This is a genomic window from Parageobacillus thermantarcticus (assembly GCF_900111865.1).
Taxonomy (GTDB): domain Bacteria; phylum Bacillota; class Bacilli; order Bacillales; family Anoxybacillaceae; genus Parageobacillus; species Parageobacillus thermantarcticus.
Window position 1 is genome coordinate 1 of the sequence record NZ_FOJS01000024.1, and the last position, 20,989, is coordinate 20,989.

Annotated in this window: 21 protein-coding genes; 2 read left to right on the forward strand and 19 right to left on the reverse strand. The window is 43.5% G+C overall.

All coding sequences use genetic code 11. The annotated features are described in order from the left end of the window. A partial coding sequence (locus BM278_RS11655) for a transposase (protein ID WP_143093442.1) occupies window positions 1-302 on the forward strand: 302 nt, incomplete at its 5' end. Here the strand turns inward: BM278_RS11655 and cas1 are convergent. From cas1 to BM278_RS11740, 17 genes are all read right to left on the reverse strand, one after another. Further along, entirely contained in the window at window positions 303-818 is a 516-nt protein-coding gene (gene cas1, locus BM278_RS11660; RefSeq protein WP_244151152.1) for a CRISPR-associated endonuclease Cas1, read from the reverse strand. It abuts the gene before it with no gap. After that, window positions 818-1,315 carry a CRISPR-associated protein Cas4 gene (gene cas4, locus BM278_RS11665; RefSeq protein WP_090949905.1) on the reverse strand — a complete coding sequence of 166 codons (498 nt, stop codon included), beginning with the start codon at window positions 1,313-1,315 and terminating at the stop codon, window positions 818-820. The genes cas1 and cas4 overlap by 1 nt, the downstream gene beginning before the upstream one ends. 13 nt (window positions 1,316-1,328) lie before the next feature. Further along, a complete protein-coding gene (locus BM278_RS11670) occupies window positions 1,329-3,509 on the reverse strand; it encodes a CRISPR-associated helicase/endonuclease Cas3 (RefSeq protein ID WP_090949907.1) in 2,181 nt (726 codons plus the stop codon). 12 nt (window positions 3,510-3,521) lie between these two features. Further along, window positions 3,522-4,223 (reverse strand): type I-B CRISPR-associated protein Cas5b, encoded by a 702-nt coding sequence (gene cas5b / locus BM278_RS11675; protein WP_090949909.1) that lies wholly within the window; start codon window positions 4,221-4,223, stop codon window positions 3,522-3,524. A 2-nt stretch (window positions 4,224-4,225) separates the two neighbouring features. Further along, window positions 4,226-5,110: a type I-B CRISPR-associated protein Cas7/Cst2/DevR gene (cas7i, locus tag BM278_RS11680; protein WP_090949910.1), complete on the reverse strand. Its 885-nt coding sequence runs from the start codon at window positions 5,108-5,110 to the stop codon at window positions 4,226-4,228. After that, window positions 5,107-6,912 carry a type I-B CRISPR-associated protein Cas8b1/Cst1 gene (locus BM278_RS11685; RefSeq protein ID WP_090949912.1) on the reverse strand — a complete coding sequence of 602 codons (1,806 nt, stop codon included), beginning with the start codon at window positions 6,910-6,912 and terminating at the stop codon, window positions 5,107-5,109. Before BM278_RS11685 ends, cas7i begins: the two co-directional genes overlap by 4 nt. After that, a complete protein-coding gene (cas6, locus tag BM278_RS11690) occupies window positions 6,909-7,637 on the reverse strand; it encodes a CRISPR-associated endoribonuclease Cas6 (RefSeq protein WP_090949914.1) in 729 nt (242 codons plus the stop codon). Before cas6 ends, BM278_RS11685 begins: the two co-directional genes overlap by 4 nt. A gap of 430 nt (window positions 7,638-8,067) precedes the next feature. Next, window positions 8,068-9,516, reverse strand: a complete 1,449-nt coding sequence (gene lpdA / locus BM278_RS11695) for a dihydrolipoyl dehydrogenase (RefSeq protein WP_090949916.1) — start codon at window positions 9,514-9,516, stop codon at window positions 8,068-8,070. Beyond that, a complete protein-coding gene (locus BM278_RS11700) occupies window positions 9,517-10,770 on the reverse strand; it encodes a dihydrolipoamide acetyltransferase family protein (protein WP_090949917.1) in 1,254 nt (417 codons plus the stop codon). It lies immediately after the preceding gene. 17 nt (window positions 10,771-10,787) lie between these two features. Continuing rightward, complete coding sequence (locus BM278_RS11705) at window positions 10,788-11,783, reverse strand: alpha-ketoacid dehydrogenase subunit beta (RefSeq protein ID WP_064551578.1); 996 nt, start codon at window positions 11,781-11,783, stop codon at window positions 10,788-10,790. Then, entirely contained in the window at window positions 11,780-12,850 is a 1,071-nt protein-coding gene (pdhA, locus tag BM278_RS11710; protein ID WP_090949919.1) for a pyruvate dehydrogenase (acetyl-transferring) E1 component subunit alpha, read from the reverse strand. The genes BM278_RS11705 and pdhA overlap by 4 nt, the downstream gene beginning before the upstream one ends. 18 nt (window positions 12,851-12,868) lie before the next feature. Then, the gene (locus BM278_RS11715; protein ID WP_090949921.1) at window positions 12,869-14,005 is read right to left on the reverse strand and encodes a Leu/Phe/Val dehydrogenase; all 1,137 of its coding nucleotides are present in this window, start codon (window positions 14,003-14,005) and stop codon (window positions 12,869-12,871) included. 13 nt (window positions 14,006-14,018) lie between these two features. After that, the gene (locus BM278_RS11720; RefSeq protein WP_090949923.1) at window positions 14,019-14,417 is read right to left on the reverse strand and encodes a thioesterase family protein; all 399 of its coding nucleotides are present in this window, start codon (window positions 14,415-14,417) and stop codon (window positions 14,019-14,021) included. Window positions 14,418-14,540: 123 nt separating this feature from the next. Then, the gene (locus BM278_RS11725) at window positions 14,541-15,335 is read right to left on the reverse strand and encodes an ABC transporter ATP-binding protein (RefSeq protein ID WP_090949924.1); all 795 of its coding nucleotides are present in this window, start codon (window positions 15,333-15,335) and stop codon (window positions 14,541-14,543) included. Further along, entirely contained in the window at window positions 15,310-16,302 is a 993-nt protein-coding gene (locus BM278_RS11730) for an ABC transporter permease (protein ID WP_090949926.1), read from the reverse strand. The genes BM278_RS11725 and BM278_RS11730 overlap by 26 nt, the downstream gene beginning before the upstream one ends. A gap of 19 nt (window positions 16,303-16,321) precedes the next feature. After that, entirely contained in the window at window positions 16,322-17,335 is a 1,014-nt protein-coding gene (locus BM278_RS11735) for an ABC transporter substrate-binding protein (RefSeq protein WP_090949928.1), read from the reverse strand. Between the two features lie 243 nt (window positions 17,336-17,578). After that, the gene (locus tag BM278_RS11740) at window positions 17,579-18,535 is read right to left on the reverse strand and encodes an NAD(P)H-dependent flavin oxidoreductase (RefSeq protein ID WP_090949930.1); all 957 of its coding nucleotides are present in this window, start codon (window positions 18,533-18,535) and stop codon (window positions 17,579-17,581) included. A 69-nt stretch (window positions 18,536-18,604) separates the two neighbouring features. On the opposite strand from BM278_RS11740, the gene BM278_RS11745 reads away from it, so the two are divergent. Further along, window positions 18,605-19,129 (forward strand): gamma carbonic anhydrase family protein, encoded by a 525-nt coding sequence (locus BM278_RS11745; RefSeq protein ID WP_090949932.1) that lies wholly within the window; start codon window positions 18,605-18,607, stop codon window positions 19,127-19,129. A 57-nt stretch (window positions 19,130-19,186) separates the two neighbouring features. On the opposite strand, the gene paaX is transcribed toward BM278_RS11745, so the two are convergent. Continuing rightward, a complete protein-coding gene (gene paaX / locus BM278_RS11750) occupies window positions 19,187-20,062 on the reverse strand; it encodes a phenylacetic acid degradation operon negative regulatory protein PaaX (RefSeq protein ID WP_064551952.1) in 876 nt (291 codons plus the stop codon). Between the two features lie 130 nt (window positions 20,063-20,192). Continuing rightward, window positions 20,193-20,981, reverse strand: coding sequence for an enoyl-CoA hydratase-related protein (locus BM278_RS11755; RefSeq protein ID WP_090949934.1), 789 nt, complete (start codon window positions 20,979-20,981; stop codon window positions 20,193-20,195). Window positions 20,982-20,989 lie beyond the last annotated feature (8 nt).

Consider the following 20,989-nt stretch of genomic DNA (forward strand, 5'->3'; position numbering starts at 1 on the left):
AACAACGTTGGACTGTTGAGGTCTTTTTCCGTTGGGTGAAGCAATATCTGAATGTCCCGACCTTGTTTGGCACGACGGAAAATGCGGTATACAACCAACTGTTTGCGGCGTTCATCGCGTATGTGTTGCTGCGATGGCTGTATGATCAAACCAAAAAACAGACGAACGTCTCTCTTTCCTTCATTTCGTTCGTTCGCCGTTTTTTCTCTGGGCAGCTTCCTCTCGATTGGAAATCCGGGATGGCCGCTGCTTTGTTTGAGTATGCCCAAATTTATGGAAGGCGTATGTATAATTTTGGATAATCAACACTCGTGTATCTCATTAAACGACTGATAGTAATGCTGGCGAATGCGCCCTTCTATTCCCATCAATTCTTGAATGTCCGTCGCTGTTCCCATTTTTTCCGCTTCTAATTCTATTTGCCTTACATATTCTTCCGTTTTCTCTTTATACCGGCGAATATTTCGCAGCATATGATGTACCGCGCTTTGCAAAAACATTTTTGCCAAATATAAGCGTTTGGCTGCATCAAGATAATGGGCGCTTTGCTGGACAACCGTAAAACCTGATACTTTTTTGTTTCTTGGGCAAAACGTTCCCGCATAAAAGCCATAGTAATTGAAAATATGCATATGGACATTATGCTGGCTCAGTAAATTCAATAACGACGAGTTTAAATCCACTTCCCCAAATACATACAAATTGTCCACTTGATGAACGGGAAGGGATCTTTTTGTCTCGTTTTCGTCCAAAAAATAAATTGTATTATCTTTTCTCTTTAAGCGTCCATTTGAAAAAATATAGTGATCCCGCAGCATTATTCATCACCTTCTAACGCATAGCAAAATTCATAATAAGCGCACTTCGGACAATACGTTAATTTCTTTAGCGGTGGAGGCGAAGGCAGTTGCAAAACCCGATATATTTCCTTGATTGCTTGTTCTATCTCTTTTTCATCATTCTCCGTTAAAACGACTTCTTCTGTTTTGCGTTCTTTTGTGTAGCTAATCAATCCTTTTTTGATGATTCCTCGCTTTTTTAACTCATATAAGTAGTACAGCATTTGAAAACGGTCAGCGTCCGCCATTTTGCTGGAAATTTTGATTTCCCGAATATACTCGCCATCTAACGCATCCAGTTTAAATGTGTGATCCACTAAAATTTCCCGTTCGTCTAAACGTGGGTAAGCGCGCTCGTGCAGAATTTTCCCTTCGACTACGCGGTCATGTTCTTCTTCCATCGCAATTCCTTTCGAAAATAACCACAATTTTCGCTTGCATACTTTGTAATAGTGCATTTGCACACCGCTTACCATAAACCCAACTCCTTTAGTAAATGGTGGACATCGGGGTATTTAACAAAATTCCTTTTCCTTTCCATGTTTCTCGCTGAAAATCGTATTCCACATCAATGATGTATATATGTTCAAACGGTTTCGGCAGCCGCTCTGATACGTATTTTTCAGCAACAAAACGAGGAACACTTACCGTTTTCTTTTCTATTTCCATCCGCAGGAGCAGCCGCTTCTTCACATCGCGGCAAGCGGCATACGCTTCTAACAAATCAATTATTCCATCATATATTCGTCGAGGAACGACTTGAATATTTTGAATATCCCGCAATTTTCTCTGTGCTTCCTTCTTGTTCATTCCATACGGATCAAGGTTGTCAAACATATATAAGGCATCCTCAAATTCTTGTAAAAACGCCGTTCCGATTAACCGTTTCCGCTCGTACAACTGCTTTACCATTTCTACTTTAGTGCGTTCATCGAGAATATGGCCGTCATACGGCTGCAACAGCTTTATGCTTTCATTGACGAGATGTTCGTTGTATACTCGCGGCACACCAGAAATGTTTTCAGTAAAAATATGTACATTGCATCGTTCCTCGTCTAATATGCGTTTGCGATAACAGCGCCCGAGCCGCTGAAATAAGCTGTCCAAGGTGGACATTTCGGTAAATAAATAATCAAAGTCAATGTCAATGCTTGCCTCCACTAGTTGTGTCGTAATCCAAATCCCGTTTATTTTTTCCTCATTAAATTCTTTTATTTTCCGCTCCAGCAATTGCCGATCCTCTTGGGTAAATTGTGAATGAAGCAAATAAACCGGAATATGTAATTCTTGTTCTAATAAGTTTTGATACAATTCAATGGCACGGCGCACCGTGTTGACAATGACAAGCACTTGCGATGTTTGCGCCTTACGGACGATATCCTCTAAACCTTCTGTTATTTCTTTTGCGTGCAATTGAATGCGATGGCGGTGCTTACTTGTATCGATAAATTCGCCAAATGCGCTATGTTCCTCAGCAATAATGTTTCTCTTCTTTAATTCATCGAGATATAACGTCGGCAATGTTGCGGTCATAATCATAAATTTACCGCCGACATTATGAATCATTTCCAACGCTTTAATAAGCATGGCGGCGATTTTCGGATCATACGCTTGAATTTCATCGATCACGATTTTGGCGTTCGCCATCGTCGCCAACTCTTTTTCAAACCCGCGATAATAAAACGGAAATTTCAAAATTTGATCAATCGTTGTCATCAGCAGCTTCGTCGACAACTGTTGGGACTGTTGTTTCAGCGCTTCCCAATTTTCTTCTCCTTTTTCTGCCAAATAATGAACACTCGTTGAATGCAATAATCCGACCGCATCATATCCCATTTTGTCCCGAATTCGTTCGTAAATGGCGTTAATGCTTACACGGAGCGGCAGTGTGAAAAACGCTTTATCCTCTCCGACCCATAATAAAGCCGCTTCTGTTTTCCCCATGCCTGTCTGTGCAACCACAACAACATTTTTGTCTTGGTTGGCCTCGGTAAACTGCTGCAAAGCGTTTTTGCGAAATCCTTGCTTTTTCATATAGTTGCGCACGCTTGCGCCAATGGACTGATCGATATCGATCTCTACAGGAAGATGCGCGGATGCTGCGTGGTCTATGCGATGAAGAAGCCCTTTTAACAACACGTAGTTCCAAAACTGATCGCCGTCATGAATGGTGTACCGTTTTAACAGACGGTCTACAAAGCGAAATGATAGTTTCTCGGCAAGCGGCAATTTCATGTGCTCGGAAATCGCGTTTCGTTGGTTCATCACATCCGTCTCAAGAATATGGCGTATCATCTCTTTATCGGGAAGCTTGTCCCGCTCATGATGGTAGCCGACGGCATGAATGAGAAGGCGGCTTTCTTCTTTCGTCAAATCAAGCTGTGAAAACGGAATCAACCCAACAGACAAATAGTTATGCGGCACATCTGCGTCGCAATCGGTTTCAAGCATCTCCTCATGAATCGCGCGGCGTATTTTATTTTGAAATACGGTGTTCGCTTTGCCAACGTCGTGATATTCCGCCGCGATCCGAAGCAATTCCCACATTCTTTCATCCATGCGGACGAATTTATGCCCATAACTGTCCTTTAATAATCGCAAATTATCAAGGAGACGATCCGTATGTTCACGGATCGTCTCTTTTGTTTCCGATTTCGCATAAAACGTCATCGCCATCTCCCCCTATACATGGTAAAACACCAGTTCTCCATCTTCATCCACCATTGCTCCTTCCGGGGCGGTCGTCCCTTTTAACACATAACCAACATGAACGGTTTCCCATTGGCGAATGCCGTTGATAATTTCATATTTCCAATTTACCTCGTAAGGAATATGCCTAATTTGTTCATCCAATAAATGTTTCGGAATATACGCGTTATACTGCAGTTCCTTCTCTTCATCTAGTTCATGGACGTGAACAAGCTTATATTCGTCGATTCGGACTAAATCTTCCCATCTTCCTAAACTGTAATGGCCGCTGCCGGCTTCGATCGCTTGAATGATGTTCTCGAGAACTTCGTCTTCCGCCTCGACATGAATCAGCAGATTCACCCGATATAAGAGATGGGTGTACATCGGCATCGTTGTCATTTCGCCTTTATCATAGGAAAAATCAATGCCCTGCACCCCGTCTAGAATCAGCGGAAAACTTTTCATTTCTTTTTTCTTGAAAAAATAGTATCTTTGATAGTCTAACAGCTTTGCTTCGTACTGTCCTTGGACGCTAAGGCGCATCGGGATAAATGCATCAGCGCGAATCAGCGCATGTAGCATTCCTTTGACCGTTGAATAAGGGGGCAATGGATACGTCTCTGCTACTTTTGACGCAAACGGTTTTTTATAACAAGCCGTTTCTTGGAATAATTTCATGCGCAACGCTTTCATCGTTATACACCGTAATATGCTTGAATTTGTTTAGAAATGTATTGGAAAAACTGTTCGATCGAACCGACTTTATCGGCAAACAAATCCGCAAACTCCCCTTCATTCGCGAAAATGCCGCGTAAAAACCCGATGCGCGTTTGCTCTCCGACGGTTTGTCCTGCAAAAGTTTGCTCCATTGTTTCGGCAATTGGTTGAGGTTGAATTTCCCATCCTTGCGAAGAAGAGAGGAAAATTTTCCCAAGAAAAAACGGATTCGCGACATCATAAACTCCGCCGATAATAAATAGCGGCGCTAAATTTTCGCGGCGGCCGCGAATATCGCGGTTTAATATTTTGACAATATCAAGCAGCTGCTGGACGCGTGCTGCTTTTTCCGCATTGGAAAGTTCGACGTCGCCGTCCACACCGACGCGCTTTAAATCAGCAGTTAACGTATAAGTGTAAAAGCTTTGATGCTGTTCGATATTGGCAATGTTCGCATCCTGCCCAATGCGGCTCGCCAGCCCCATATTGTTCAAAAATTCGAGATCGCTTTTGTACGGTTCGAGCGAAATGGCATGGCTTAATCTAACAACAGCAGCGCGTTTTTGCGAATTTTTGTCTGTTTTTAAATAGCCAAATAAATCCATTTCTACAGAATCCTTGATTGTTACGTCTTTTTTAAACTGCACTACCCCGCTTGCTTTATCGACCGTATTTAAATTCCAGCCGAATAGCTCATTTCCTAAACGAACAATGTCGTAGCGCAAGCTTTGCCGCGATGCGTACGTATACACTTCTCCATTGCCGCGATGAAATTTTTTCAGCTCAGAAATATTGGCAATTCCTTCCCCGTAGTTTAATGAACCTGCTTGAAATACCACTGTCATCGTTAATGATTTTGTCATGATACGACATCCTCCTGTTCTTCTTGTAATCCGCTAGATAACAATCCAGCAATAAAGGCGTTGGCTACTGTCGCAAAGTCCAAATCGCGTTCATGCAACGCATTCAAGAAAATAGGAGATATTGGCTTTTCCGCCGACATGTGCAGCCGGAACAATGTATCCATAAAGCTTTTTTGGTTTCCTGCTTTCGCTGCATTTAATAGACGGTACGCAACCGCATTCACTTTTTTATTCGAACTGGCGGAATATTGCTCCGATGCTTTCGACGCGGCCGCTTGCTCAAGTGCTTTGCGAATTTCCTGGCCGCTGCGAAACACCGCATATACGCGTTTATCCGTGCTTGACATCTCTTTCACTCCTTTTTTCAACTGCATAATTCGATTCCGCTCGCGAACGGCGATGTAAGGGCCGATGTGCGAATAGCCTTTTTCGATGTAATAACGCAAATAAGGATAAATAACAATGACGGGATCCGCCCCGCGAAGCACATACTGGACAAAATGCTCGCGGTATTCATAAGGTTGGATATAATCGAGTTTTCCCTTGTAGATTTTAAAATAATGCGCCAAATACATTGGCAAGTGGTAGTAGTGCAAATGCGTTTTTTTACTGTCATAGTCAGAAGAAAACTCTATAAAAAATAAGTGATCTGCCACATACTCCGCTTCTTTTGTGACACCTTGAATCAGTTTGCTGACAATGCGGTCAAACGGTTCTCTTTGTTGTTTTAACTGTTTGAAGTGATTATTTTTTTGCAATATTTCGGAAAAAGCGGCATCGGATTGGACAAACCCCGCATATGTACGATATTCTCCTTGGTCATTGAACCCTTCTTTTTTTAAATAAATAGCTGCACCAGCTGGAGCGAAAAACAATACTAGTTTTGCTAAAGAAGAAATTGGTTTAGGCTGATGATCTTCCAAGTTCCAGTTAAAATTAAACGCGTTGTTTTTTGCCACTCCAATTGGGGAAAATACCATTTCTTCAAAATTATAAAAAGCGAGGCGATTCTGTAAAAGCAAACATTTCGTTACCGTATTGTTCACATAATATCGAATATCCTCTAATGTTTTGTTTTTCCACGCTCTTTTCAATGACTTGAATGGCTGATAGTCTTTATGATTGTCTAAAAATGCGATGATTTCCTCTGAAGATTTGGCATTCGCTAATACATGTTCAAATTGTAAGTCGTATTGAACAGGAGCGATATAGTCTTTTTGAAATTCTTGGATATGCCCTTGTAAATCCAAATTATTTTTCGAAACGTTTAGAAAGGAAACTTGTCCAAAAAATGCTTTTAATATCGCCGCTTTAAAATAGTTAAGTGTCAATTTCTCATTAATCTTTGGTTCACGCAGCGCCGTTTCGAATGTATCGACGCAAGTCGCTAGAAGTTCAAAATTCTCCGGCTTTTTTACTTGTTTTAAAGTTTCTAAAGCATGTGCTAGCGGTTGATGGGAAAAATATTTAAGCACTTTTTTTCCTGTATCTGTCATCGTTTTTTTGATGGCTGATAAAGCATTGGGAAACTGCCCCTCTTTTTCCGCTTGCTTCATATAAAGCCGCAATTTTTCGCTATCGCGCTTCGCTACGCTGTATTCGTCGATTAAATACAAAAAATAGGCTTTTGGCAATTGCGGCAGCACGTCCACATCCAGTTCCAATCCCCACGGCCGAATGGAAATGCTTTGCCGGTATTGCTGGTCAATGATTTCGTTTTTCAGTCCATATTCAAACACGCGGTAAAGCCCGACAAGCCCCATCGTTATCATCCATTCTCCCATACGGAGTTGTACTTTCATCCCCTCACCTCCTCGATTTCTAGTTGCCCGAACCCTTGGTTTCGCCGTTTCGACAACCCGAGCTGGTACAATAGCTGCAAATCTTCCGGATGCCCTTTGACCGCAAATCGCCCATGATAAGCGGTGAAATATAAATATTCATCATCTCCGTAAGCTGCGGCAAATTCGTGATTTGACTCCTTCACTACGACTTTTCTAAAATATATTGGCTTAATAGAAAGAGGTGCATATAGCCCTTTGCCGCGATACTGAGATAAAATCATGTTTGCTATATAGTTCACATGCTCACCATAACTTGCATCATCTGGAGAAACCGGGTTTCCTTTTTCATCCTCGATCAGTATTGGAGAAAGGGTGCGAAAAACAACAGCCGGGCTCGTCACTTGCTTCTCATTGACAACCACTATTTTCTCTTTTACAAAATGATAATCTTTATAAGAGAAAGTCCGGTTTTTTTGCAAACCGTTATATAAATGCAACAAAAACTCGTGGTCAGGGGAACTGACGGTTAACGTAATCCCATCTAATTTAATCTCATGATCAATAATGCGAAAATTCTTTAAATATGTAGAAAAGACAAACGGCTTTGTCCATTGCCCCCTTTCATACAGACGGCGATAATACGCTTCATCAGATGTCCGTAACGCTTCTTTGACAATGGACACCATTGCCATTCGATAATGAATCGGAATTTTAGCAATATGAAAGGAACAAGAAATTCTCATAAGGCACCTCCTTTTTTCTACACTTATTTTAGCCTATAAATTTAGAAATTTTTGTCGAATTTTGTCAGTTTTTATGATAATCATTCAAACTTTGTCCCAAAATTGCCCTGGAATAGTGAGAATTTATTTAAAGAAAGGTTGCACGGTCATCGCACTTATGGTGGCAGATGCGGAAAACTTATTTGCGATGCCGTGAAAAGAAAGAGGCTAAGCCGTTTGCGAAAAATACAGCATAGTAGGCTCCTAATGTAGCGTGAATATGTCTCAACCATTTGACTGCGGAACAGAAAAGGTCGTTGTGGTTGTCTTTGATCCCTGTAATGAATAATCCCCTCATCTGCCTTGGTGCATATAAAGCCTACTTTCTTCGTTCGCGGAATGGGAGAAAGGTGCTGCAAACTAAGCATCTTTTTTCCAAACAGAAGCAGTCTCAGCGTGAGACTGCTTTTTTCTTGCTCCCTTTCTGCATTGCTGGAGAGAGATGAATTGCTTCCGCCTGCAATGATTCTACTGCTTCTAACAAACTTTCATTGCTACTCGGGTGCGGGTAAAAGGGAAATTTCATATCTTCCTCACGTGCGGCCATTTCCAATCCAATAATTCCGCTCGAAATAAGCTCAACCGCTCCAACACCGATCATATGAACGCCTAGTATCACATCATTTTTCGCATCACTGATGATTTTTACCAATCCATCTTTTTGACCAATAATACCGGCATATCCGTTTCCAGCCACCGGAAAACTTCCGACACGAATGTCCTCATACTGCGCTTTTGCTTCGTCTTCCGTCAATCCGACGCCCGCTATCGGCGGAATGGAATGCACAATCGTGGGAAGAAAGGTGAGATCGATTTCGGACTGTTTTCCAGCAATTGTTTCGGCGGCGACTTTTCCTTGTTTGATCGCTTTCACTGCAAGCATCGGCCCGCCTGTTACATCTCCCACAGCGAAAATATGGGGAAGCGATGTTTGCGCTTGATAGTTGATCTCAATAAATCCTTGCTCCGTACGCTGGATGCCAAGACGGTCGATGCCTAACCCATCAACGTTCGCTTTCGCTTCGCATGCTACAAATATATGCGACCCCTCCACCGTCACCGTTTCTCCTGTTGCAGTTTTTAATGTGGCGGCAACAGCATCTGGCGATGACGTGACGCTTTCTACTTTGCAATGCTGATAAAGTTTGATTTTCCTTTTTTTCCATATTCTCTGCAATTCCTTAGCGACCGCTTCGTCTAGCCCAAAAGTGCCGTCATTCGTAATGACGGATACTTGTGAGCCAAACATTTTAAAGCTCATTGCCACTTCAATCGCAATATAGTCGTCTCCATATACGAGCAAATGGCTCGGCAACGTTTCCAATCCATATATGGAATAAGCGTTTAAAATGCGTTCATGGTCAATGTTGATGGATGGCGGTGAAACGTACGATGCCCCGGTGGCAATGATGGCGTGCCGAAAGCGGTACACGTCAAACACTTCTCCCGATTCAACGCCGATTCGGTCTTCCGCTAAAAAGGACGCTTTGCCGCAGATGACCTCGATACGGTTTGCTTTACAAAGCGCTTCAACGCCTTGGCGAAGCTGAGTAACTACTTTTGTCTTATAGTTTTGTAGTTTGCCTAATTGAAACGAAGCATGCCCCAATTCAATCCCGATTTCCTTTATGTGAGGAAGCTCTGCCATTTTCTGTGCAGCATGAGCGAACACTTTTGACGGAATACAGCCTTTGTTCAGGCAAACACCGCCGAGCTCCGCTTTTTCGATGAGTGTGACAGACAGCCCAAGCTGGGCGGCGCGAATCGCGGCATTATATCCGCCTGGTCCTCCGCCGATGATAACGACATCCCGTTCATGGGCAAGTTCTCCGACTACCATTTATATCAACTCCATTAACATTAGCTTTGGATTTTCGATCAGTCTTACGAAATAGTTTGTAAACGCCACAGCCGTCGCGCCATCGGCGACGCGATGGTCAAATGACATCGAGATGTTCATCATTGAACGCACCGCGATTTCATCGTTTTCCATGACAACAGGACGTTTTTTTGTTTTATGGAACGCCATAAGCGCCACTTCCGGATAATTAATAATTGGTGTTGCGCCAATGCTGCCGCCGAGCGGACCTACGTTGCTGACGGTGAACGTGCTTCCCGTCATTTCTTGGAGCGTCAGTTTGTTTTCTTGCGCTTTTTTCGTGAGACGTTTCGCTTCTTCATGAATCTCCCGCAATGACTTGCTTTCGACATGTTTGATGACTGGCACGATTAATCCTTCTTCTGTGTCGACTGCAATGCCGATATGATGCTCTTGCTTAAGATGGATCACTTCGCGTTCTTCATCAAGCCTAGCATTAAATATTGGAAACTGCTTTAACGCGAGCGACAGCGCTTTAATGAAAAACGCCGTTGCGGAAATATGGAAATTTTGCTGCTTCAGCTCTTCACGGAACCGGATGAGCTCGGTGACATCGGCTTCTTCAAAATGTGTGCAATGAGGAATCGTATATAATGATTGCGCCATTTTTTTCGCGATTTGCTTGCGGCGGCCGCGGAACGGGATGACAGAAAACGATGGTGCATTGTCATCCGCTTTTTCGAATGATTGAGATTCCGTACCGCCGCCTGCAACCGACGAATGATTCGTTTGCTTCGCATTGTTAGTTTCGATAAAGCGGTACACGTCTTCGTCGGTAATTCGGCCGCCTCGTCCTGTGCCAACAACTTGTTCTAAATCCACCCCATGTTCGCGGGCAATTTTCCGTGTATATGGAGAGGCAAGCACGCGCCGTTCTATCATCCGCTTGGCGCAAACAGTCTCTTCTTTTTTAACAGCAAACAGGTGAACGGATTCCGCTGTCACATTTGGCTGATTGGACATCGTTTCCACAAGGGGCGGTGATTTTGCTTCTAACGTAAGAATCGTCGTGCCAACTGAAATCGTCTCTCCCTCGGGAACGAGAATATCTTGAATAATACCTGCGGCTGGCGCAGGTATTTCCGCTACCATTTTATCTGTCTGCACTTCGACTAGCGGCTGGTCTGCTTTTACATAGTCCCCTTTTTTAACGAAGTAACTTAATACGACAGCTTCGGTCATTCCTTCACCGATATCATGAAGCTTCACTTCCATCGTTTCTCCCCCTTCTGCTAGAAGTTCACTGCTTTTTCGATCGCGTGTAAAACTCGTTGCGGCGTTGGTAAATAATCATCTTCATAGGCGAAAAACGGCACGGGAACGTCAAATCCGGTCACCCGTTCTACTGGCGCTTTTTGATATAAAAATGACGTATCATTAATAACAGCGAGAATATCATTCGCCAATCCACCAGTGGCGTGTGCTTCCTGCACAATGACCGTTCGCCCCGTCTTTTGAACCGAATCAGCGATGATATCTTTGTCAAGCGGATAGAGTGTGCGCAAGTCGATAACATCAGCTTGAATTCCTTTCTTTTCGGCAGATTCGGCTGCTTTCACCGCTACTGGCACCATCGCCCCCCACGCGATGACGGTCACATCGCCTCCTTCGCGCAATTTTTTTCCTTTGCCGATTTCAACAGTATATTTTCCTTCTGGCACATCCTCGCGAAATGCGCGATAGCTGCGCATTGGCTCTAAAAACAGCACCGGGTCAGGATCTTCAATGGCGGCAATAAGTAACCCTTTTGCATCATATGGCGTGGATGGGCAGACGACTTTGATGCCCGGCATATGGGTAAACAGTGCTTCGGTGCTGTCGGAATGAATCTCCGGAGCGCGCACCCCCGCACCATATGGGGCGCGGATGACCATCGGCACAGTAAAATGCCCCATCGTCCGTGCGCGCATCCGTGCGGCATGCGTCATAATCTGCTCGTATGCTGGATAAATAAAGCCTAAAAACTGAATTTCCACGACAGGACGAAGTCCGTTGATCGCCATCCCGATCGCCGCACCAGTAAATCCTGCTTCGCTTAACGGTGTATCGATAACCCTATCCTCGCCGAATTCCTCCTGTAATCCTTCCGTGGCGCGGAATACACCTCCGTTTTTTCCGATGTCTTCTCCAAGCAAAATGACATCTTCTCTCTCCTTCAACATCGTGCGAAGCGCATCATTAACTGCTTGCACAAGCGTTAGCGTCTTGGTGTTTACCGCTGTCCTCATCCTTCGATCCCCCGCTTCCATTGAAAATACGCGTTTTTCTGTTCGGCAATCGTCCACGTTGGTTGAGCAAAAACATAATCAAACATGTCAGCTGGGTTCGCTTTTGGATATCGTTCCATTTCGGCTACCGCTTGCTCGATTTCCACACTCGCTTCCTCCTGTACTTGATTCGCCCATTTTTCATCCCACCAGCCTTCCTGCTGCATGAATCGTTCCATCCGCTTGATTGGATCGGCCGTTTCGCGTCTTCGCTTGCTTTCTTCTTGATCGCGGTATTTCGATGGGTCATCGGAAGTAGTATGGGCGCCATAACGCCATGTGACCGCTTCGATTAACGTCGGTCCTCTCCCGTTTCTTGCCCGCTCTAGCGCTTGCTGTGTTTCAAAATACACTACAAAAATATCGTTTCCATCGATGCGAATGCCAGGAATATCGTACGCCATTGCTTTTTGCGCAATCGTTTTTGACTTCATTTGTCGAGTAATCGGTACGGAAATCGCGTATTGATTGTTTTGATTGAAAAAGACCACAGGTACATTGAAAACGCTTGCAAAATTGAGCCCTTCGTGAAAATCTCCTTCCGATGTCGCCCCATCTCCAAAATAAACGATGACAGCATTTTTCGTTCCTTTCCGCTTCTCAGCGTATGCTGTCCCTGCTGCGTGCGGAATCTGCGTAGCAATCGGAACGCTCGGTGGAACGATTTTTCTCCCTTCAGGCGGAATACATCCTTCCGTTCGGCCTTTCCAATATAGAAGCGTTTGAGTTAAGGAACGACCAAACGTCATCATCGCTCCATGATCGCGGTATGTCGGAAACATCCAATCACCGTCACGCAATGCAAGAGCGCTTCCAACTTGACACGCTTCTTGGCCCTCGTACGGAACATACGTACCAATGCGACCTTGCCGCTGTAGACTGATACATTTTCGGTCAAACATTCTGGTGCGAATAAGATGACGGTACATCGTCATCACCAGTTCTTTTGTAATTTGTTCTCGATATTCACTTCGCACAATACACCCTTGTTCATTCATAATTTGTATAATAGGAAACTGAGATTCCATCGAACCCCTCCCTCACCATTATCTTCGAATATCCCATTTTGGTCGTTTATGATGCGTAAAAAAGTTATTGCGACGACTGCGCTGTTGTAATCGTTCTTCACAAAAACGATTCGCTGCTTCAATCGTTGTGATATGGTCCGCTTCCGCTCGGGAATAAATATGGAGGAGCGTTGAATAAATAGTTTTTGTTTTTTGTAGTACACGCTCTTTATTTGGTCCGTACAGTTCATCGGCTACTTGAATGAGTCCTCCAGCATTCACAATGTAATCTGGCGCGTACAAAATCCCTTTCTCTTTCAACATACGACCGTGACGCACATCAAGCAATTGATTGTTTGCGGAGCCGACAATCGCTTTTACTTTCAATACATTAATCGTATCATCATTCACGACATTTCCGAACGCACACGGAACAAATATATCCGCGTCCGTTCCGTAAATTTCCGTCCCTTGTACCACTTTTACGTTCGCTCCCAGTTTTTTTGCATACGATACAATGGCTTCAATTGCCGTTGGATTAATATCGCACACATATAAGTCCGCTCCTTCTTCCAATAAGCGTTCCGCTACTTTCCTACCTACTTTCCCTAATCCTTGGATGGCGTACGTTTTTCCATGAAGCGCATCGCTTCCCCAAATGACTTTGTTGGTCGCCTTAATGCCGTAAACGACACCTATTGCGGTCGACACCGAAGAATCGCCGCTACCTCCATATTCTTCCGGAACGCCAACGATGCAGTTTGTTTCTTTCATCGCGTGAACAAAATCATCCGGCGTTGTTCCCATATCAGTACCCGTGTAAAACCGACCATTCAACGATTCGACAAACTGGCCGAACGCACGGAACAATTCCGGTGTCTTGTCTTTGTGTGGATCACCGATAATAACCGCTTTGCCACCACCAAAATCGACGTCCGCTGCAAGACATTTATACGTCATTCCTTTGGAAAGACGAAGCACATCAAACAGTGCATCTTCGACCGTCGCATACAAGTGCATCCGACAACCACCAAGTGCTGGGCCTAGCGTTGTGTTATGAATGGCAATAATTGCTTTTAGTCCCGTTTTTTCATCATTACAAAACACAACTTGTTCATGTTCACGAATTTGCGTAAATATATCAACTGATTTCCGCTGACGTGTGACAGTACTCATATTCTTTCACCCCCTATGAATACAACTGTTTTTGTAACATTTGCGTGATTTTTCGCTTCGGTAAAATTACTTGTTTCACTTCGCCGATTCCAATTACTTGCGTCTCATTTTTTGCTTCCACTTTCGTGACGACAACATTGTCACGAATCTCGGTCACTGTCGCTGTCACCGTCACGGTCGACCCTTCCGCTGTCGGGGCAATATGTTTCACGGATACAGCCGCACCCATTCCTTCTTCGTGCTCTTCTAAATAAGGTAAAATAATTTTACGGGAAGCCCATTCCATGTGATACACCATCGATACGGTGGAATAAGCTGGATGGACGACATTCCCTTCAAACTGGGCAAACATATCAGGAGTCACGACTGCTTCCACCACAGCGGTGTCCCCCACTCTCATTCCCGGTTTCATCTTGTTTCACCTCTTTTTATCACTTATAAATATATATTCGTTTTAAAAACGTTATATTATTTTTTGTTTTAATTTAAAAAAAGGAGATAAGCTTGAAAACGCTTATCCGATTTTACTTATTGTTCAACTTAACACCGCTCGATCGCTCGCTAGTTGTGTGCCACGAATACGCTGAAATTCCGCCAATAATTTTTCTACCGTTAATCCTTTCTTTTCGTTTTCGTCCACTTCCAAAATGATTTGCCCTTTATCCATCATGATAAGACGATTTCCCAAATCAATGGCTTGCTGCATGTTATGGGTAACCATCAATGTCGTTAATCCATACTGCTTAACAATATCTTTCGTTAAATTGGTAATCAGTTCTGCTCTTGCCGGATCCAAAGCAGCCGTATGTTCATCCAGCAACAAAATCGATGGTTCTGTAAACGTCGCCATCAGCAAAGACAGCGCTTGCCGTTCTCCTCCCGAAAGCAAGCCGACTTTCGCTTGAAGACGGTTTTCTAAGCCGAGATGAAGCGTCGCAAGCACCTCACGAAAATAATCGCGCCGTTTTTTCGTTACTCCGCGGCGAAGCGTACGTTTTTGATTGCGCGCGTACGCCATCGAGAGATTCTCCTCAATCGTCATACTCGGTGCCGTTCCCGCCATCGGGTCTTGAAACACTCTTCCGATATAGCGGGAACGAGCATATTCTGGCATCATTGTCACATCCTGGCCGTCAATATAAATCGTTCCTTCATCAGGAAATAGTACACCTGAAATCAAGTTCATCAGCGTCGACTTTCCTGCACCGTTGCTGCCGATGATCGTGACAAAATCTCCTTTTCGAAGCGTCAAATTGACACCTTGAAGTGCGATTTTTTCATCAGACGTTCCTTCATTAAACACTTTATAAATCTGATTTAACTGCAACATCGCTTTCACCCTTTCCGCTTGTGGAGATCGCGATGATCTGCGCTCGCTTTCGTCTTTTTTCCTCTTTGCGCTTTTTCTCTTTTTGCTGGCGGACGATTTGCGGCATGACAAGCGCTAAAATGACAATGAATGCCGTGATTAACTTCACATCCCCTGTTTCTAAAAACTGCGCGCGCAAAGCAAGGCTAACAACAATGCGGTAAATGATCGATCCGCCGATGACCGCGAGTGTCGTTCTCGCAATCGTTTTTGTTCCAAATATCGCTTCTCCAATGATAACGGAAGCGAGACCGATAATAATCATGCCGATTCCCATACCGACATCAGCAAACGAACCGTACTGCGCAATAAGCGCTCCTGAGAACGCAACCATTGCATTTGAAATCCCCAGACCTAAAACGATGAGCAAATTCGTATTTGCCGACAAGCTACGAATCATACGCGGGTTATCGCCCGTGGCGCGAATCGCAAGCCCGATTTCCGTCTGTAAAAACCAGTCCGTGAAAAATTTAAACAAAAGAGTAAGAATCGCCATCGATACGAAGATTCCCCACGTTTTCGCCGCTGCTGAATCAAGGCCGAGCTTTGTCCCCCATTCTTGAATCATCGTAAATATTGTTTTTTGATTTAAAAGTGGTACGTTAGAACGTCCCATAACACGAAGATTGATAGAGTACAGGGCAATCATCATTAAAATCCCTGATAAAAGAGCGTTAATTTTTCCGACCGTGTGAAGAAGTCCAGTCATGCATCCAGCAGTAAACCCAATAAAGAGCGCTAGACATGTAGCAACAAACGGATTTACTCCGCCAACAATAAGCGTCGCCGCAACAGCAGCCCCCGTAACGAAGCTACCATCCACCGTTAAATCCGGAAAATCTAAAATACGAAACGACAAATATACTCCTAACGCCATAATGGCATAAATAATTCCTGATTCGATCGCACCTACCATCGCTGTTAACAAAGGCATTCATCCTTTCGAATTATTCGATGTACTCCGCCATTTGATCCCATTCAGGCTTCAGCTTTATTCCTTGCTTTTCTGCTGCTTGTTTATTGATAACAAGCTTTAATTTGCTCGGGTATTCTGGTTTAATTTCTGATGGCTTTTTCTCTCCTTTCAAAATTGCAACTGCCATTTCTCCAGCTTGATAGCCAATGTCATAGTAATCAAACCCATATGCCGCAAAACAGCCACGTTTTAATGAATCTAGCTCTCCAGCAAAAACGGGGATTTTTTTCTCATTAGCAACACTCACAACTGACTCGATTGCTGATACAACCGTATTATCGGTTACGATGTAAAAAACGTCTGCTTTACCAACTAACGACTCTGCTGCCTGTTTCACTTCTGCCGTTGTTGAAACGGACGTTTCAACCAACTTCAAATCAGTGTTCTTTGCAGCTTCCTTCACCTTTTCGATTTGTGCCACCGAGTTTTGTTCCCCTGCGTTATAAATGAGTCCAACCGTTTTGGCATCGGTTTGTTCATCAATAAATTGAATCGTTTTTCGAATCGCATCAGGATGGCTATCCGTTGTTCCGGTAATGTTTTCACCAGCTTGATCCATCGATGGAACTAAACCAGCACCGACTGGATCAGTAACAGACGTAAATACAATGGGAATTTCTTTCGTTGCGTTTAGCGCGCTTTGTGCACTCGGAGTAGAGTTGGCGAAAATAAGATCAACTCCATCAGACACAAGGTTGTTAGCAATCGTTTGACTGTTGTTCATGTCTCCTTGCGCGTTTTGTACATTGTACTTGACGTTTTCCCCTTCTTTAAATCCACCATCTTCCAGTGCTTTCTTAAACCCGTTGAAAGCAGCATCCAACGACGGGTGCTGGATAAATTGCGTGACGCCAATCGTTACAGTTTTTCCCTCCGTCTCATCCCCTTTAACACCGTTTGTCGCTGTCTCCTCTTTCGCACAACTTGAAAGCGCTAACATTCCAACAAGCATAGGCACTGCTAGTTGTTTGATTGTTCCTTTCATTCTTACTCCCCCTTGTTTTTTATCAAAATTGGCATAACGCCAATTTTTTAGCTGTTATGCATATTTCGCAAACGCTTACAAAAAACATCATAAAAATATTTAATAACGTTAAAATAACGTTATACTAAATAAATATTATCAATCACAAAGATAGAAAGTCAATAATTTTCTAAAAAATAATAAATTATAAAAATAGAACATCTTGGAGGAAGATGTTCTTTATTCATCAAATAAGATATTTATTTATGAACGGAAAAAAAGGGTATGTAGTTTATGCAGTTGTTGTTTCGCCTCTTTTACCATTTGTTCAAATAGCTCTGCTACCGTCGGCATGTCTTCGATGAGTCCGGCAATTTGCCCCGCATTGACAAATCCCTCATAAAAATCTCCTTGAAGAGCTCCGCGGCGATGACGATCTTCAGATGTATATTCATTGAACGTTTCAAGCGACACTCCTTCCTTTTCATATTGCAGCAATTTCTCTGCATACGGAGTGCGCATAATCCTCCGCACTCTTCCGACTGAGCGACCAACAATCACTGTTTCGTTTTCACCAGCATTGGTGACTAACTGTTTATACGCCTCATGAAACGGTGCATCTTTTGTAGCGATCAATCGCGTGCCTAGTTGTACTCCTTGAGCTCCAAGTGCGAACGCAGCAAGCAATCCCCGTCCATCTCCGATTCCTCCGGCAGCTACAACAGGAACACGGACAGCGCTTGTGATTTGTGGAATCAGCGTCATTGTCGTCAACTCTAACGTCGAATTGATTCCCGCTGCCTCATACCCTTCAGCAACAATAATATTCGCTCCTGCTGCTTCCGCTTTTTTCGCTTGTTTCACTGAAGCGGTCACGACAATTATTTTCACTCCTTGTTCCGCAAGACGTGGAATAAGCGGTGCCGGATTCCCCGCTGATAACGAAACGACAGGAACGCGATGTTTTAAGACTAACGATATCATTTCGTCTACATACGGGGTTACCTGAATAGGAATATTAACGGCAAATGGCTGACTTGTTCTTCGTTTTGTTTCAATGATGATTTCCTCCACTTCATCGGGCGGCATTGTACCAACACCAATTGTTCCAAGTCCTCCCGCTTCGGATACGGCACTGGCCAGCTGCGCGTTACTAATATTGCCCATTCCCCCTTGAATGATCGGATAACGAATATGCAACAAGCGGCAGACATCATTCATAAAATTCCCACCTCGTTAAAATTGTGTTATACTTATCATAACCTTACCATACTTTGAGGGGGGATGGGAATGATTTATTGTTACAATGGTAAAATGCCGAAAGTGGACGATACAGTATTTATCGCTCCTGGTGCTCATATTATCGGCGATGTTACGATTGGAAAAGAATCAACAATCTGGTTTAACGCCGTGTTGCGAGGCGATGAAGCACCAATTGTCATCGGAGAACGCTGCAGCATTCAAGACAACTCGACATGCCATTTATATGAAGGATCACCGCTTGTTGTAGAAGACGAGGTGACGGTCGGTCATAATGTCATTCTTCACGGCTGTACAATTCGAAAACGCTCTATTATCGGCATGGGTTCCACGATTTTAGACGGTGCCGAAATCGGCGAAGAATGCATTATCGGGGCAAACACGTTAATTCCTTCTGGCAAAAAAATTCCACCACGCTCTCTTGTCATGGGCTCTCCAGGAAAAGTTGTTCGTGAAATTACTGAAAAAGATTTAGCACTTATTCAATTGTCGATCGATACGTACGTTCAAAAAGGGAAAGAATATCGTCAACTGCTAGCAGACCGAAACAAATAAACAATAAAAGCACTGCTTTCCATCAGCAGTGCTTTTATGCTTTTCAGTAAAAAAGCGTTATTCCACAATAAAAGGATGATTATAGACATCATATTCCTCATCTTTTTTCTCCAATTCATTTCCATCCATAAACACGGATTCAAAAAAACGGTTAGCCGGAACAGCTAATTCCTTGTAATATTCACTAAATAACGCGGCAGCATGGCTTCCCATCCATCGTTTCGGAAGCAATTCTTCCGGTAGTCCCGGATCGATAAACAGAAACTTGCGATATTCGTGCACGAGCTTCGTTCTCTCGACAAAACACTCTGCATCCGACATTTCACCGCGCTGGATTTTATGTTTATCAATAATGTATTTTTGGCTATAAACAGAAATAAACTCCTCATACTTTTGGTTAATTTCATCCAAGTTCCAACATTTCTCTACTAATCGCTTGTTCGTGTGTGGTCCGTCATATTGCGCGATAAAAAAATCGACGTACGGTTCAATCTCATATTTATCGATTAAATCATACACCTGCTTTTCTAAATTATTCGGAGAAATCCAGCAACTGTTGGAAATCGTGCCAAAACCGCTCCAAACGAGCTCTTTGCGCAATTCGTCTCGCACATTCCGTATTTCTTCTGGAATTGTATACACCAAAATACGCCACTTGCCGTCCCATTTTTCTGGGCGAATTTTATAAATGCGTTTTGCTGCTTCTTCCATACGTTTGATTCCACGTTCAGTCAACGAATAATAGCTTTTATTTCCCTTTTTTTCAGCCTTTACCCATCCTTGCTTACTCATTCGCGAAATCGCAGCGCGAACCGCTTGGTCATTATGTCCAAACTCTTTTAATAAGCGGATTAGACTGCCAATCCAAATTTTGTTTCCGTAATGACGGATATAATCACCGTAAATGGTAAAAATCATCGATCGCGTATTCATACTCATTATGGACACCCTTTATCTCGTTTTCAAGACATAATCGTAGCAAATTATTATAACGTTGGCAAGACGAGCAAAAAAAAGCGTTAAGTTGTCATTCCAGATGAAAAGAGGGAGGACCATGAGTGAGTCACTCCCCTGTAAATTGTGGTTTGCGCTTTTCACTAAATGCAGCTAACGCTTCTAAACGATCTTTTGTCGGAATCGTTAACTCATACGCTTTCATTTCAATGGCAAGACCCGTCTGTAAATCAACATTCATTCCTTGTTGAATTGCGTACTTCGCTTGTTGCAAAGCAATTGGACCATTTTGCAACATTTCGTGTGCTAACGCTTCACAGCTAGGTATTAAATTAGCTTTTTCTACTACCTTTGTTAACAGACCGTATTCATACGCTTGTTCGGCGGTAATTTTACGTGCTGTTAAAATTAACTCTTTCGCCTTCGCTTCGCCAATTAACCTAGGAAGCCGTTGCGTTCCGCCAGCTCCTGGGATAATCGCCCAGCTCACTTCGGTTAAGCCCATGACTGCTCCTTTCACTGCAATTCTGAAATCACAAGCAAGCATTAGTTCAAATCCGCCACCAAATGCATAGCCATTTACGGCTGCAATCGTCGGCTGCGGCAAGTTAGCTACAGCATCGAAAACATCACGAATTTTTTTCACGTTGCGACGCACTTCCATTTCGTTTAACGTCTTTCGTTCTTTTAAATCCGCGCCTGCGCTGAACGCTTTGTCTCCCGCGCCAGTGAAAACCACAATGCGAATGTCGCGGTCAAGGTGAATGCGCTCAACCACTTCTCCAAGCTGGCACAACGTGGCGTAATCGAAACAATTCATCACTTCTGGACGGTTCAATGTCACGTAACCAATATGATTTTTCTTTTCCAGCAATACGTTTGACACTGTCATTCCCATTGTTCTTC

Coding starts and splice junctions, on each gene's coding strand:
- cas5b (WP_090949909.1), bottom strand. CDS start 4,223: ATGAAAGCGTTGCGCATGAAATTATTCCAAGAAACGGCTTGTTATAAA.
- BM278_RS11720 (WP_090949923.1), bottom strand. CDS start 14,417: ATGAAACCGGGAATGAGAGTGGGGGACACCGCTGTGGTGGAAGCAGTC.
- BM278_RS11715 (WP_090949921.1), bottom strand. CDS start 14,005: ATGAGTACTGTCACACGTCAGCGGAAATCAGTTGATATATTTACGCAA.
- BM278_RS11700 (WP_090949917.1), bottom strand. CDS start 10,770: ATGGAAGTGAAGCTTCATGATATCGGTGAAGGAATGACCGAAGCTGTC.
- BM278_RS11735 (WP_090949928.1), bottom strand. CDS start 17,335: ATGAAAGGAACAATCAAACAACTAGCAGTGCCTATGCTTGTTGGAATG.
- BM278_RS11705 (WP_064551578.1), bottom strand. CDS start 11,783: ATGAGGACAGCGGTAAACACCAAGACGCTAACGCTTGTGCAAGCAGTT.
- BM278_RS11755 (WP_090949934.1), bottom strand. CDS start 20,981: ATGGGAATGACAGTGTCAAACGTATTGCTGGAAAAGAAAAATCATATT.
- BM278_RS11685 (WP_090949912.1), bottom strand. CDS start 6,912: ATGAAAGTACAACTCCGTATGGGAGAATGGATGATAACGATGGGGCTT.
- cas4 (WP_090949905.1), bottom strand. CDS start 1,315: ATGGTAAGCGGTGTGCAAATGCACTATTACAAAGTATGCAAGCGAAAA.
- cas1 (WP_244151152.1), bottom strand. CDS start 818: ATGCTGCGGGATCACTATATTTTTTCAAATGGACGCTTAAAGAGAAAA.
- BM278_RS11725 (WP_090949924.1), bottom strand. CDS start 15,335: ATGTTGCAGTTAAATCAGATTTATAAAGTGTTTAATGAAGGAACGTCT.
- pdhA (WP_090949919.1), bottom strand. CDS start 12,850: ATGGAATCTCAGTTTCCTATTATACAAATTATGAATGAACAAGGGTGT.
- lpdA (WP_090949916.1), bottom strand. CDS start 9,516: ATGGTAGTCGGAGAACTTGCCCATGAACGGGATGTCGTTATCATCGGC.
- paaX (WP_064551952.1), bottom strand. CDS start 20,062: ATGAATACGCGATCGATGATTTTTACCATTTACGGTGATTATATCCGT.
- BM278_RS11745 (WP_090949932.1), top strand. CDS start 18,605: ATGATTTATTGTTACAATGGTAAAATGCCGAAAGTGGACGATACAGTA.
- cas6 (WP_090949914.1), bottom strand. CDS start 7,637: ATGAGAATTTCTTGTTCCTTTCATATTGCTAAAATTCCGATTCATTAT.
- cas7i (WP_090949910.1), bottom strand. CDS start 5,110: ATGACAAAATCATTAACGATGACAGTGGTATTTCAAGCAGGTTCATTA.
- BM278_RS11740 (WP_090949930.1), bottom strand. CDS start 18,535: ATGAATGATGTCTGCCGCTTGTTGCATATTCGTTATCCGATCATTCAA.
- BM278_RS11670 (WP_090949907.1), bottom strand. CDS start 3,509: ATGACGTTTTATGCGAAATCGGAAACAAAAGAGACGATCCGTGAACAT.